Below are 13491 nucleotides of genomic sequence, written 5' to 3'. Positions count from 1 at the left end.
CAATTAACCTTCTAACTCAGCGTTCTTTTTCTTTTTCGCAATACGTTCACGTTCATTTTTATCTAAAATTTGCTTACGTAAGCGGATTGATTCTGGTGTAACTTCCAAATACTCGTCATCGCCTAAATATTCCAACGCTTCTTCCAATGTTAAAATACGAGGCTTTTTAATGACATTTGTTTGATCCTTATTCGCAGAACGGATATTTGTTTTTTGTTTTTGCTTTGTAATGTTTACTGTAATATCTGCATCGCGGTTGTTCTCGCCAACGACCATGCCTTCATATACTTCAGTACCCGGCTCTACGAATAATGTACCACGATCTTCAATACCCATCATACCATAAGTTGTCGATTTACCATTTTCCATTGATACTAATACACCTTGGTGACGTCCTCCGACACGGCCTTGTACGACTGGTGCGTAGTGGTCGAAAGTATGGTTAATAATACCGAAGCCTTTTGTTAATGACATGAATTCTGTTGTATACCCGATTAAACCGCGTGCAGGAACGTGGAAAATTAAACGAACCTGGCCAGAACCGTTGTTAATCATATCCAGCATTTCGCCTTTACGTGTACCGATTGATTCGATGATCGAACCGACATTTTCTTCTGGTACATCGATTTGAACGCGTTCGATTGGCTCTGATTTTACGCCATCAATTTCTTTAATGATTACTTGCGGTTTTGATACTTGCAGCTCAAAACCTTCACGGCGCATATTTTCGATTAAGATCGATAAGTGAAGCTCACCGCGACCTGAAACCGTCCAAGCATCCGGTGATTCTGTATCTTCAACGCGCAATGATACATCTGTTTGCAATTGTGCGCGCAAACGCTCCTCGATTTTACGGGAAGTTACCCATTTCCCTTCACGACCTGCGAACGGAGAGTTGTTTACTAAAAATGTCATTTGCAATGTTGGTTCATCAATACGTAATGGTGTTAACGCTTCTTGGTGCTCGATAGGACAAACTGTTTCACCTACGTTAATATCTTCCATTCCTGAAACGGCGATTAAATCACCAGCTTTGGCTGTTTGGACTTCCTCACGCTTTAAGCCGAAGAAACCGAAAATTTTCGTTACACGGAATTGTTTTACCGTGCCGTCCAATTTCATTAATGCTACTTGTTGTCCTACAGAGATTGTACCGCGGAATACACGGCCAATACCGATACGTCCTACGAAATCGTTATAATCAAGCAGCGAAACCTGGAATTGCAACGGCTCATCTGAATTATCCACAGGTGATGGAATTGTTTCGATAATTTTTTCAAATAAGCAATTCAGGTTTTCTTCCTGTGTTGCCGGGTCTGGATCAAGTGATGCTGTCCCATTTACACCAGAAGCATATACTACCGGGAAGTCTAACTGGTCATCATCTGCACCTAATTCGATAAATAACTCCAGCACTTCATCCACTACTTCAAGTGGACGAGCTGCATCTTTATCGATTTTATTAACTACAACGATTGGCGTAATTTTCTGTTCCAGCGCTTTCTTTAATACAAAGCGTGTTTGCGGCATACAACCCTCATACGCATCGACAACTAAACAAACGCCATCTACCATTTTCAAGATACGTTCAACTTCCCCACCAAAGTCTGCGTGTCCAGGCGTATCAAGGATGTTGATACGTGTACCGTTATAGTTTACTGCTGTATTTTTAGCTAAAATCGTAATTCCACGTTCGCGCTCTATATCACCAGAGTCCATTGCACGTTCTTCAACACGCTCGTTAGAACGGAAAGTACCTGATTGTTTTAATAATTGGTCTACTAACGTTGTTTTACCATGGTCAACGTGAGCAATAATTGCGATATTACGAATATCTTGACGTAAATTTGTCATTATTCCACTCCATATTCTTTTTTCAATTGTTTAACTGTGATATTATAGCACATGAAAGATTAAATGTCTTTTCACAATAATTAATATCATTTTTTAGTCACATATAAAAAGATAAATGGAGGTATGGAACGATGAATAAAGCAAAATTCGTCATGGCTATTTATGCATTAGCTGCGATTCTTTCAATGGTAAGCATGGGGTTTGCCTTTTCACTAATTTTTATGACAGGCCCTGATTATGAAACAATCGGCTGGATTAGCGTTATTTTAGGCGTTGTCGTTATGTGTGCCATATTCGGAATGGCATTCAAGACGAAACGTAAATTTAAAGATCAAGGTTTACTATAATTTCGAAAAAGGTCATTAAGCTAGCATAACTTTTTGAAATGATTCAAAAAAACTCCGGTGCGTTCAATGCACCGGAGTTTTTTACTTTTTCTCTTCAATATAATTATCCAATATTTCCCGATGTATGGAAGGGTTGGCGATTAAAAATGTATCCTTCGATAAAAAGTCAAAATCTTTTCCGTTAAAGTTTGTGGAAATCGCGCCAACTTCTTTACCAATAATGACCCCCCCGCCAATATCCCATGGCGCCAGACGCATCGAAATATATGCATCAAGCTTCCCGCTTACGACAAAGGCTATTTCCATAGCTGCCGAACCATAAGACCGGGTACCGCGCACTGTGCGAACCAACTCAATTATCTTTTCGTGATTAATGCGATTGTTCGGTGTAACCCAGCTTGCATTTATTCCGATCACAGCTTCTTCAATTTTCACCGGCTGAAGCCTGCGAAGCGGGGAATCGTTATACCATGCGCCTGCACCGGCAATCGCATTGAATAAATCTTCCCGCATTACATCAAATATGTAACCCAATACCCCTATGCCATCAACATAAATGCCAATTGTAATCATAAAATGGCGATGTTGTTTCACGAAATTCATCGTGCCGTCAATCGGATCAATTATCCATACAACACCTTCTAAGCTTTCGACCTTTTCCCCCATTCCTTCTTCGCCCAAAATCCGATGCGTCGGATTGGATGCTTTTATTTTTTCAATGAGAAACAACTCCGTCTCCCGATCAATATTCGTTACTAAATCATTGGGGTTTGATTTTGTTTCGATTTCAATGTCATACGAAAATGCTGCTCGTATATTTCTGCCCGCCTCAAAAATAATTTTTTTTGCAAATTCATCTAGTTGTTTTACATCCATCGTTCATCCACCTTCCGACAACAATCGCTAGTTTTTATATGTAAATATAGTGAGCTTTTCTTTAAATTTGGTTCATCGTCATAACATTGGGTTGATTTCCATTACAGGTTGGACGCTTTCGTCGCAGAGAAAATCTTGTAGCGCAAGCTGAAGTCGTCAGCACGAACGCTCGCCCCATTCCAACCAACTCTCCTTGGCATGGAGTTTTGTCATCCCTAACTTTTTGCTAATATTCTTAAATATCCTTATTATAACAAAAAATCACTTGCTATCTTACTTTGGCAAGTGATTTTTTATTTTGGATACATTTTTTCATTACGCATACGCATGTAAACCCTTTAATTCCTCTTGGATTTCTGTTAAACGTTTTTTGGATTTATCTATTTCATGTTGATCATTGTTATTCATTGCCGCGTAAAGTGTTGCAAGTTCATAGTCCATTTCCAGCATTAAAATCTCTTCGTATTGCTTTTCAATATCGACTTTGCGTATAATTTTAATCATCTGTTTCATTAAGATCACTTCCTCATCATATTTTTTAACTTTTACCATATTTTGGATGATGGCGGTTTGGTTAATATGACTAATTACTCAAAACTTATAAATTTCTTCTGCCAAAATTTCTAATGGTAAAAAAGTTTCTATTAACAGATTTTTTCCCAAAAACTTAATAAAATAAACATTAAATCGAAAGGAATTGAAAAAATTGAGTATTGTAAAATGGACAAAAGAAGACTTCCTAGTATTTGAAATTAACGGCTTAGATGAGCGTATGGAAGCTTTAAATAATATAATCCGACCAAAGTTTCATGAACTATCGGAAACCTTTTCAGGCTATTTCAGCGCACAAACAGGAGAGGAGTTTTTTGGACATGTAGCAAAACATGCTCGCCGTACTGTCAACCCGCCGAAAGATTCCTGGGTAGCATTTGCTCCTTATAAACGCGGCTATAAATCTTTGCCGCATTTTCAAATTGGTTTATGGGGAACACATCTTTTCATCGTTGTTGCGATTATTTACGAGGCGCCGCAAAAGTATGAAATGGCACAGCGCTTACTAACGGATATCCACACTCTCAAAAATTTGCCGGATGACTACGTGATTTCCGGAGACCATATGCAACCAAGCGCCATTTCCTTAAAGGAAGCACGCGGCGAAAAGTTGGAGCAGCTCCTTATTCGTCTGCGCGACGTTAAAAAAGGTGAATTTTTAATCGGTCGACACATCGAAGCAAAGGAAGCGGTTCAAATGTCTGCCGAGCAGTTTTTACAATTGGCCGAAAAAACTTTTGATGAGCTCCTTCCTATTTATGAAGTAATCCAAGGTAAAAATTAACCATTTATTATTAATATGTACAAATGACTGCTAAACATTCCAATAAAAATAAATTTAATTCAAAAAGAGCTAATAACGAATCCATTCGGACTGTTATTAGCTCTTTGTCTATTTCATCTTTACAATTTGCCCGTCAGCCAATTCCTTTGCCAGCTTCACGACACGATACGGGACATAGGAGCTTGCCTGCTCGAAATCACGGCAAATTGTTTTTTCTTCCGCCTGTAAAGGAACGATTTGCTTAAAACGTTTATAGCGAGCCATGACTAATTCCCGCTTTACCCCTTTTTCGTAAGCCATTTCCACTACTTCAAAAAAGTGTACGACATCGACCATCTCCTCTGTTGTCCAGTCTGTTGATAATGGGTATGAATACTCCATAAACTATTACCTGCCTTTAATTCATTACTGACCCCATTTTAAACGGATTTCCTTTGCTTGTACAACCATACGTTGAATTAATTGCTCAACTGTCGGAACATCATTGATTAAACCGGTCACTTGGCCTGCCCAACCAAAACCTTTTGCTTGATCACCGTCATATATAAATGCCTTATTGGCTTCCCCGCTAATATATGCTTTTAATGCTTCATATGTAGGGGTATGTTGCTCGATTTCTAAAATCTTATCGGTGAATTCATTGCTGATCACCCGGGCAGGTGCACCAATGGAACGTTTAATAATGGCTGTATCGGTTTCTTCACTATCGATCAATGCTTGTTTATACGCTCTAGAAGCATGAACACATTCCTTTGTCGCAATGAAACGTGTACCCATTTCAATTCCTTCTGCTCCTAAAGCATGTGCTGCCATCCAGCCTCGACCGTCTCCAATCCCTCCTGATGCTATGACAGGAATCGATACACTGTCAACAACTTGAGGTACTAATACCATTGTTCCGACATCATCTCTTCCTAAATGGCCTCCACCTTCCTGCCCGACGACCATTACAGCATCTGCTCCAAGTTGTTCAGCTTTTTGCGCTTGACGTTTTGCCGCCACTAATACAAGCTTTTTACAGGACGCATCTTTTAAAATATCAAAAATCGGTGCAGGATTTCCCCCTGTTATCGTTACAACGGGAACATCCATTTCGGCAGCGACTTCTACCATCTTTTCATATCCCTTGCCATGCATTCCAATTGCAAAATTTATGCCAAATGGCCGTTCTGTCAATTCTCTTACTTTTTTTATTTCTTCTTTCAGCGCTTCAGGCGAATGTAGACTCATTGCCGTAATTTGACCTAAGCCGCCTGCATTCGATACTGCCGCGGCGAGTTTAGAATATGCTAAATACGCCAGCCCGCCTTGAATTATCGGGTATTGAATTTGCAGTAATTCTGTTACTTTTGTTTGCCAGTTCATTGCCATTCCTCCAAAAAATAATGATAGTCATTTCAAGTATTCGAAATATTTATATAGTCAGCAACTTTAATAGGTGCTATAATTCACTTGTTTTTAAAAATTACAATATTGTGAGGTGGTACCTGCGTTGTCACAGTTAGAGACTCCTTTGTTTGATGCATTACTTAAGCATCGCAACAGACATCCTATTCAGTTCCATATTCCAGGTCATAAAAAAGGGCAGGGAATGGATCCAGCTTACCGAGAATTTGTAGGCGACAACGTTTTATCAATTGATTTAATTAATATTGCTCCACTAGATGATTTACACGCTCCTAAAGGTGTGATTATGCAAGCGCAAAACCTTGCTGCTGAAGCCTTTGGTGCCGACCATACATTTTTTTCCGTGCAAGGTACTAGTGGCGCCATCATGACGATGATTCTGACCGTCGTTGGTCCAGGCGATAAAATAATAGTACCGCGGAATGTACATAAATCGATTATGTCAGCGATTGTTTTCGCAGGTGCTATCCCTATTTTTATCCATCCGGAAGTGGATAGTGAGCTTGGTATTTCCCACGGCATTTCACCTGAATCTGTTGAACGCGCGCTAACAAAATATCCGGATGCAAAAGCTGTATTGGTCATTAACCCAACTTATTTTGGATTTGTGGCCGATTTAAAACGCATCGTGGATATTGTACATGCTAGAAATATTCCTGTAATTGTGGATGAAGCACATGGAGTCCATATTAAGTTCCATGACGAACTGCCATTATCCGCAATGCAGGCAGGGGCCGATATGGCTGCTACGAGCACACATAAGCTAGGTGGCTCGATGACAGGCAGCTCCGTATTAAATGTAAAAGAAGGGCTCGTTTCCGCAAAGCGTGTACAAGCTGTGTTCTCGATGTTAACAACGACATCGACTTCGTATCCTTTGTTAGCATCTCTGGATACAGCACGTCGCCAATTAGCCGTACATGGCAATGATTTGCTGGACGACGCAATTCGCTTAGCGAAAGACGCCCGTAAACGTATTAATGCGATTCCCCATCTTCATTGTGTAGGGCGCGAAAAACTAGGCACTTCCGCAACATTCGATATGGACCCATTAAAACTGTTAATATGTGTGAAAGACTTAGGCATCACAGGGCATATTGCGGAAGAATGGCTGCGTCTCAACGCTAATTTGGAAGTCGAGTTATCGGATTTATACAATATTTTATGTTTAGTGACAATCGGTGATTCGAAAAAAGAAATCAATTTACTGATCAATGCTTTAACACGCATGTCGAAAACATTTGAATCTGAAGCGACGATTACAGAAACAAATGTGCAAATACCTGAAATTCCTGCACTTGCCATGACGCCGCGCGATGCTTTTTATGCACAAACGGAAAGCATCCCGCTTGCACAGGCAGAAGGCTATATTTGCGCTGAATTTATAATGGTTTACCCGCCTGGAATTCCAATTTTTATTCCCGGGGAAATAATTACGCAAAGCAATATTGATTTTATTAAAATGAATATTGAAGCAGGTCTCCCTGTTCAAGGCCCGGAAGACAGTACACTGCAAAATATACGTGTGATCAAAGAACGAAAAGCGATTTATTGACACGCTCGACAGACGACCATTTCCGTGTCGTCTGTCTTTTTTAAAATAAGTAAATTGAAACAATCGGGATAATAAACGCACCTACGACCGCACTTAAACCCATTGATAATGAGCCAATGGATAAATCCTCTTCGCTATATTCCTTAAGTTTCGTTAAGCCAACGCCGTGTGAGGCACTGCCCATCGCGACACCTCGACTAATCGCTGTATCAATTTTGAATACTTTAAATAAAACCGGACCTAAAATCGCCCCTGTAAACCCTGCTACCATTACTAACACAGCAGTAAGAGGAGCTACACCGCCTATAAGTTCACTTATTTGCATCGCTACAGGTGTTGTCAGCGATTTAGGCAATGAAGTAGATAAAAACTCTTTACCCGACCCAAATAGCAAAAGCAATGCAACAACACTTATAAGACCTGCAAGCATCGCAATAATGATGCTAATAACAATCGAATATTTATATTTGAAAATAATTTCCCGCTGATTATATAACGGAAAGGCTAATGCTACGACTGCAGGACCGAGCATTTTCGAAATCCATTGACCGCCTTCCATATAAGTTTCATATGGAATATTAAATATTAATAAAATGCATACAGTAATGCATGTCGCCGTTAATATAGGAAGCAAAAACGGGTTTCCTACCTTTAAATAAAGCTTATTGAGCAGTATAAAAAGGAGAACTGTGCTACTTATGATGAATAGGATTTGCAGCAGATGTAACAATATTTCTTTCCTCCTTAATTTGTTGCTCTTTCTTTTCGATCATTTTGCTCACTTTCCCCGTAATGACCAATGAAATAATCGTACTAATTATTACAGCCAAAACAAGGAGCCCCCCTGACTTTGTAAGCAATTCCGGATAATTGATTACCGCAGCAGTAGAGGGGATAAAAAACAATGTTAAAAAAGCAAGCATAAAACTAGCGCCTTTTTGTATGTATTTCACATTTAACAGTTTAAAATATAGGGCAAACCATAATAAAACCAGCCCGATAATACTTCCCGGTATAATAATTCCAGTAATTGAGACAATATATTCCCCTATTAAATAAAATATAATAATAATTCCGATTTGAGCTATTGTACGAATAATGTTCAATTACTCCCCCTCCTTTTGTACAGTTTCATTGTACGACTATTAGAAATTTCTGTCTATTTTATTTTCTCACTATAATGTAGACATCTTCTATTTTTCGATTACTTTTACGCAAAATTAAAAGCTATCCTGTCAATTATTTCTACAAGATAGCTTTCAAATTCCACCCTTTTCTCCCATGCCATCAACTATTTCTTTCGACTCTCTCTAGGTTTTTTGGTGTCGTCAACTGTTCTTCCATTTCATTTTTCTCCAATAATTGAACATTCATCAATGATGCTAAAACACTCATAAATGCCAATTTCAACTCATGTTTCTCCGCTTTTTCCTTGACCGCTTCATCCGCAGATCGCAATGACCTATTTACTTGCTCTACATATACGTCTGTCATTTGATCATACGGGAATTGATTCACATTAAATACGATGGCCTGCAACGCCTTTTGTAAAATGGATGCAGCAGTTTGACGCGGGGATTCATTTATTGTTTCTTTATCAGCATATTGCCGCTGTTCGTTTGCATGCTTTATTTGAAGGTTCCCTGCGGCTGTAAGGAGTTCATTAAAGATTTGGGCTACCTCCCCTGATTTCGTATTAAGCGCTTTTAAAATAGTATTTTGCAATGTTTCATAAGAATCTTTTGTAAATTCATTTTTTTGTACTTCCAACAGTTTCATTATTAATATATCTAAAGCAGCAGCAGGAAAACGGTCCGTTGCCGCCATTTCCTCTCGTTCTATTTCCCTCATGTCTTCTAACAAAACTACCGTTGATATCCACTTGCATTTTAAATTCTTCCTCTTATTCTGATGACTCATAAGTTGCCAGCTCCCTTAATCAATTAACCGCACATTAACAATAAATGTTTCCCTATCCAACATGTTAAAGCGATAAGTAAATTTATGTACTTTTTGTAAGCCTATATACTATAAATGGGATTTTCGACTTAATTTCCCCTAATATAAAATCGACTCATTCAGTTATATATAACCAAATTACTCAATTTAAAAACCTATAATTTGCAGTTTTTCTATGTGCATTAATTTTCCCGGTCAACATTTTATACTTCTTTTTTGCAGGCTTCCACCTTAACTAATGTGCATTTTCTTTAAAGAGAAAAGCTGCATGAAAAGCGAAAATCATACTCCTGCCATCGCAAAAAAAGGCATCCGAAAATGGCTTTTCGGACGCCCCTTTTTATAAGCATAAGATTTATTTAGTTACAATATGAATTGGGTTGCCTAGTAAAACTTCAGCAGCTTCCATTGTAATTTCACCTAAAGTTGGGTGTGCGTGAATTGTTAATGCGATATCTTCTGCAGTCATGCCGCCTTCAATAGCAGTTGCCATTTCAGCGATCATATCAGAAGCACCAACACCAACGATTTGAGCACCAACTAATAAGCCGTCTTCTTTACGCGCTACTAGTTTCACAAAACCTTCTGTTTCGTTCAATGCTAATGCACGACCGTTTGCAGCGAATGGGAATTTAGCAGCTTTCACTTCTAAACCTTCCGCTTTTGCTTGCTCTTCAGAGTAGCCTACAGTTGCCATTTCCGGATCTGTGAAGCATACTGCCGGAATCGCTAAATAGTCAACTACTGATGGTTCACCAGCGATTGCTTCTGCAGCAACTTTACCTTCATAAGAAGCTTTATGAGCAAGTTGCGGACCTGCAACGATATCACCGATTGCATAGATGTTCGATACTGAAGTACGACTTTGTTTATCTACTTCCAATAATCCGCGCTCTGCGAATTTAATACCTACTTCTTCCAAGCCCATTTCATCCGTATTCGGACGACGGCCTACAGTCACTAATACGTAATCTGCTTCAACAGTTTTCTCTTCGCCGCCTGCTTCATAAGTAACGATTACGCCAGTTTCGTTTTCTTCTACGCCTTTAGCAGATGCGTTAACTACAACTTCAACGCCTTTTTTCTTAAGACCTTTTTTAACGATTTGCGTCATTTGTTTTTCGAAGCCAGCTAAAATATCTTTACCGCCTTCGATAATTGTTACTTGAGAACCTAAGTTAGCATAAGCAGAACCAAGCTCTGTACCGATGTAACCGCCACCGATCACTACTAATTTACCTGGAACTTCCGGGAATGATAAAGCGCCAGTTGAGCTTACTACACGCTCAGTAAATTTGAATGTAGGGATTTCGATTGGACGAGATCCTGTCGCTAAAATTGCATTTTTGAATGTATAAGTTTGTGCGTTATCACCATCAATGACACGTACAGTGTTTGCATCCACGAAATATGCTTCACCTTTTACGATGTCTACTTTATTTCCTTTTAATAAGCCTTCAACGCCGCCTACTAATTTTTTGACAACGCCATCTTTGAATGCCTGTGCTTTAGACCAATCCAGCTTTACTTCAGATGCAGTAACACCCATATCATCAGAATGTTTTGCATTCTCAAAGCGGTGACCTACTGAAATTAAAGCTTTAGATGGGATACAGCCTACGTTTAAACAAACGCCGCCTAATGCTCCACGCTCAACAATTGTAACTTTTTGACCAGTTTGTGCTGCACGGATTGCTGCAACATAACCTCCAGGGCCAGAACCTACTACAAGAGTATCTAGTTCGATTGGAAAATCTCCTACTACCATTTTTTTACGCCTCCATTAATAAAAGTTGCGGCTCACTTAATAAACGTTTTAAATGATTTAAAGCGTTTTGTGCAGTCGCTCCATCGATCATTCGATGATCAAAGCTCAATGATAATGCTAACACATGTGCTGCTACAATTTCACCATTTTTTATTACTGGTTTCTCTGAAATACGCCCAATTCCTAAGATTGCCACTTCAGGATGGTTAATTACCGGTGTGAACCATTGTCCACCAGCGGAACCGATATTTGTAATCGACATTGATGCACCTTTCATTTCATGCGGTGCCAGCTTACCATCACGCGCTTTTACAGCAAGCTCATTAATCTCCTGCGATAAGCCAAATACCGACTTGCGGTCAGCATGCTTTATTACAGGAACTAATAAACCTTTTTCTGTATCAGCCGCAATACCTATATTATAGTAATGTTTTTGAATAATTTCCTGTGTCGCGTCATCCAGCGAACGGTTGAATTCAGGATATTTGCGTAATGTCGAGATTAAAGCCTTCACAACGTACGGTAAATACGTCAATTTAACACCTTGCTCTGCCGCAATATCCTTGAATTGTTTACGATGGGCAACAAGCTCTGTTACGTCCACTTCGTCCATTAGCGTCACGTGCGGTGCTGTATGCTTCGAATGTACCATCGCTTTTGCGATTGCTTTACGCATACCGCTCATTTTTTCGCGTGTTTCTGGGAATTCCCCTTCAAGAGCGACTGGAGCAGCCTGTTTTGCATTCGCCGTTTTATCTGCAGCTTCAATATCTTGCGCTTCTTTTACTTCTGCATTTTCAGAAGCCGATTGTTGACCGCCGTTTAAGAAGCTTTCGATATCTTCTTTCAGCACACGGCCGTTTTTACCTGTGCCTGATACTTGCTGGATCTCAACACCTTTTTCACGTGCATATTTACGAACAGAAGGCATTGCGATAATGCGTTTGTTGGAAGTATCCTCTTCGGTTTGAGGTGCAGCCTTTTCTGTTTCAGCTGGTGCTTCAGGCTGAGCAGCATCTGCATTTTTATCTGTTTTAGTCTCTTCTTTTTTCACATCTTGGCCAGCCTCAGCAGTAGACTGTACTTGTGCTTCTGTTTTGCTTGATTCATTTGATTCGTGGTGGTCATCACCTTTTAGCTTCAGGTCTTCATACCCAGGTGCATCAAATCGGATTAATGCATCGCCGACAATCGCCACCGTGCCTTCTTCCACATAGATTTCTTCTACTGTGCCATCAACTGGTGACGGAATTTCCACTACTGCTTTATCATTTTGAACCTCTGCTAGAATATCGTCCTCTTTCACTTGATCGCCCGGTTTAACGAACCATTTGACGATTTCCCCTTCATGAATACCTTCTCCGATATCTGGTAAACGAAACGTAAATGCCATTTATCTCACCCTCAATTCTTAGAATGTTAAAACTTTCTTTGCAGTTTCCATTACATCTTTATACGTTGGCAACCATACACCCTCTGCTTGCGGGAATGGATAAATTGTATCCGGGGCAGCAACACGCAATACTGGCGCTTCCAATGAAAGAATTGCACGCTCTGTAATTTCCGCGACAACATTTGCCGCGATGCCTGCCTGCTTTTGCGCCTCTTGAACAACGATTGCACGACCAGTTTTTTCAACAGATGCGATAATCGTTTCGATATCTAATGGCTGGATTGTACGTAAATCCACTACTTCGACCGAATAGCCTTCTTTTTCAAGCTCCTCTGCCGCTTTTAAACTTTCATGGACCATTAAACCATAAGCAATAATTGAAAGATCTTTCCCTTCACGTTTTACATCTGCTTTGCCGATTTCAATTGTGTACGACTCTTCTGGAACTTCTTCACGGAACGAACGGTAAAGTTTTAAGTGCTCTAAGAATATAACAGGGTCATTATCGCGAATCGATGCAATCATTAAACCTTTTGCGTCATATGGTGTTGATGGAATGACAACTTTTAAACCTGGTGATTGCGCCATTAAGCCCTCTAAAGAATCCGAGTGCATTTCCGGTGTATGAACCCCGCCGCCGAATGGAGAACGAATAGTTACAGGTGCATTATACGTGCCGCCTGAACGATACTTCATACGTGCCAATTGCCCACTGATAGAGTCCATTACTTCAAATACGAAGCCGAAAAATTGAATTTCAGGTACTGGGCGATATCCAGTTAACGCTAAACCAATTGCTAAACCACCGATTCCTGATTCTGCAAGTGGCGTATCGAATACACGATCAACGCCGAATTCTTTTTGAAGACCTTCTGTTGCACGGAAAACCCCGCCGTTTACACCAACATCTTCACCGAATACTAAAACGTTCTCGTCATTTTTTAATTCGCAGCGTAATGCATCTGTAATTGCTTGAATCATTGTCATTTGTGCCAT

General features: G+C 39.9%; 14 protein-coding genes. 3 read left to right on the top strand and 11 right to left on the bottom strand.

Annotated elements, in window-relative coordinates:
- Positions 1-3: 3 nt before the first annotated feature.
- Positions 4-1854, bottom strand: a complete 1851-nt coding sequence (gene typA, locus ACTHOQ_RS05005) for a translational GTPase TypA (RefSeq protein ID WP_440494581.1) — start codon at positions 1852-1854, stop codon at positions 4-6.
- A 131-nt stretch (positions 1855-1985) separates the two neighbouring features.
- Here typA and ACTHOQ_RS05000 point away from each other — a divergent pair, with 131 nt between their 5' ends.
- Entirely contained in the window at positions 1986-2201 is a 216-nt protein-coding gene (locus ACTHOQ_RS05000; RefSeq protein WP_440494579.1) for a DUF5325 family protein, read from the top strand.
- Positions 2202-2282: 81 nt separating this feature from the next.
- On the opposite strand, the gene ACTHOQ_RS04995 is transcribed toward ACTHOQ_RS05000, so the two are convergent.
- Both ACTHOQ_RS04995 and ACTHOQ_RS04990 read right to left on the bottom strand, forming a co-directional pair.
- Complete coding sequence (locus tag ACTHOQ_RS04995) at positions 2283-3077, bottom strand: inositol monophosphatase family protein (RefSeq protein WP_440494578.1); 795 nt, start codon at positions 3075-3077, stop codon at positions 2283-2285.
- 315 nt (positions 3078-3392) lie between these two features.
- On the bottom strand, positions 3393-3590 hold the full coding sequence (locus ACTHOQ_RS04990; RefSeq protein ID WP_440494577.1) for a YkzI domain-containing protein: 198 nt from the start codon (positions 3588-3590) through the stop codon (positions 3393-3395).
- 193 nt (positions 3591-3783) lie between these two features.
- Between ACTHOQ_RS04990 and ACTHOQ_RS04985 the strand changes: the two genes are divergently transcribed.
- Complete coding sequence (locus ACTHOQ_RS04985) at positions 3784-4413, top strand: YktB family protein (RefSeq protein ID WP_440494576.1); 630 nt, start codon at positions 3784-3786, stop codon at positions 4411-4413.
- Between the two features lie 108 nt (positions 4414-4521).
- On the opposite strand, the gene ACTHOQ_RS04980 is transcribed toward ACTHOQ_RS04985, so the two are convergent.
- On the bottom strand, positions 4522-4794 hold the full coding sequence (locus ACTHOQ_RS04980) for a UPF0223 family protein (RefSeq protein WP_440494575.1): 273 nt from the start codon (positions 4792-4794) through the stop codon (positions 4522-4524).
- A 24-nt stretch (positions 4795-4818) separates the two neighbouring features.
- A complete protein-coding gene (locus ACTHOQ_RS04975) occupies positions 4819-5778 on the bottom strand; it encodes an NAD(P)H-dependent flavin oxidoreductase (RefSeq protein WP_440494574.1) in 960 nt (319 codons plus the stop codon).
- A 127-nt stretch (positions 5779-5905) separates the two neighbouring features.
- On the opposite strand from ACTHOQ_RS04975, the gene ACTHOQ_RS04970 reads away from it, so the two are divergent.
- Positions 5906-7375 carry an aminotransferase class I/II-fold pyridoxal phosphate-dependent enzyme gene (locus ACTHOQ_RS04970; protein ID WP_440494573.1) on the top strand — a complete coding sequence of 490 codons (1470 nt, stop codon included), beginning with the start codon at positions 5906-5908 and terminating at the stop codon, positions 7373-7375.
- Between the two features lie 40 nt (positions 7376-7415).
- Here ACTHOQ_RS04970 and ACTHOQ_RS04965 read toward each other — a convergent pair whose 3' ends face one another.
- The 6 genes from ACTHOQ_RS04965 to ACTHOQ_RS04940 all read right to left on the bottom strand — a co-directional run bounded on the left by ACTHOQ_RS04965 (position 7416) and on the right by ACTHOQ_RS04940 (position 13491).
- Positions 7416-8105, bottom strand: a complete 690-nt coding sequence (locus ACTHOQ_RS04965; protein WP_440494572.1) for an LrgB family protein — start codon at positions 8103-8105, stop codon at positions 7416-7418.
- Entirely contained in the window at positions 8068-8481 is a 414-nt protein-coding gene (locus ACTHOQ_RS04960; RefSeq protein ID WP_440494571.1) for a CidA/LrgA family protein, read from the bottom strand. Before ACTHOQ_RS04960 ends, ACTHOQ_RS04965 begins: the two co-directional genes overlap by 38 nt.
- Before the next feature lie 181 nt (positions 8482-8662).
- Positions 8663-9295, bottom strand: coding sequence for a hypothetical protein (locus tag ACTHOQ_RS04955; RefSeq protein WP_440494570.1), 633 nt, complete (start codon positions 9293-9295; stop codon positions 8663-8665).
- A gap of 394 nt (positions 9296-9689) precedes the next feature.
- Positions 9690-11102, bottom strand: a complete 1413-nt coding sequence (gene lpdA, locus ACTHOQ_RS04950) for a dihydrolipoyl dehydrogenase (protein ID WP_440494569.1) — start codon at positions 11100-11102, stop codon at positions 9690-9692.
- Between the two features lie 4 nt (positions 11103-11106).
- The gene (locus ACTHOQ_RS04945; protein WP_440494568.1) at positions 11107-12495 is read right to left on the bottom strand and encodes a dihydrolipoamide acetyltransferase family protein; all 1389 of its coding nucleotides are present in this window, start codon (positions 12493-12495) and stop codon (positions 11107-11109) included.
- Between the two features lie 18 nt (positions 12496-12513).
- Positions 12514-13491, bottom strand: a complete 978-nt coding sequence (locus ACTHOQ_RS04940; protein ID WP_440494567.1) for an alpha-ketoacid dehydrogenase subunit beta — start codon at positions 13489-13491, stop codon at positions 12514-12516.

This window comes from Solibacillus silvestris (genome assembly GCF_051967575.1).
GTDB classification, from domain to species: domain Bacteria; phylum Bacillota; class Bacilli; order Bacillales_A; family Planococcaceae; genus Solibacillus; species Solibacillus silvestris_B.
Note: the sequence above shows the minus strand (reverse complement) of the source record. Positions and strands in the feature narration are given on the sequence as shown.

Bases quoted from the DNA above. Each gene is read 5' to 3' on its own strand.
- ACTHOQ_RS04990 (WP_440494577.1), bottom strand. From the start codon at position 3,590: ATGAAACAGATGATTAAAATTATACGCAAAGTCGATATTGAAAAGCAA.
- ACTHOQ_RS04940 (WP_440494567.1), bottom strand. From the start codon at position 13,491: ATGGCACAAATGACAATGATTCAAGCAATTACAGATGCATTACGCTGC.
- ACTHOQ_RS04945 (WP_440494568.1), bottom strand. From the start codon at position 12,495: ATGGCATTTACGTTTCGTTTACCAGATATCGGAGAAGGTATTCATGAA.
- ACTHOQ_RS04975 (WP_440494574.1), bottom strand. From the start codon at position 5,778: ATGAACTGGCAAACAAAAGTAACAGAATTACTGCAAATTCAATACCCG.
- ACTHOQ_RS04955 (WP_440494570.1), bottom strand. From the start codon at position 9,295: ATGAGTCATCAGAATAAGAGGAAGAATTTAAAATGCAAGTGGATATCA.
- ACTHOQ_RS04980 (WP_440494575.1), bottom strand. From the start codon at position 4,794: ATGGAGTATTCATACCCATTATCAACAGACTGGACAACAGAGGAGATG.
- ACTHOQ_RS05000 (WP_440494579.1), top strand. From the start codon at position 1,986: ATGAATAAAGCAAAATTCGTCATGGCTATTTATGCATTAGCTGCGATT.
- typA (WP_440494581.1), bottom strand. From the start codon at position 1,854: ATGACAAATTTACGTCAAGATATTCGTAATATCGCAATTATTGCTCAC.
- lpdA (WP_440494569.1), bottom strand. From the start codon at position 11,102: ATGGTAGTAGGAGATTTTCCAATCGAACTAGATACTCTTGTAGTAGGT.
- ACTHOQ_RS04995 (WP_440494578.1), bottom strand. From the start codon at position 3,077: ATGGATGTAAAACAACTAGATGAATTTGCAAAAAAAATTATTTTTGAG.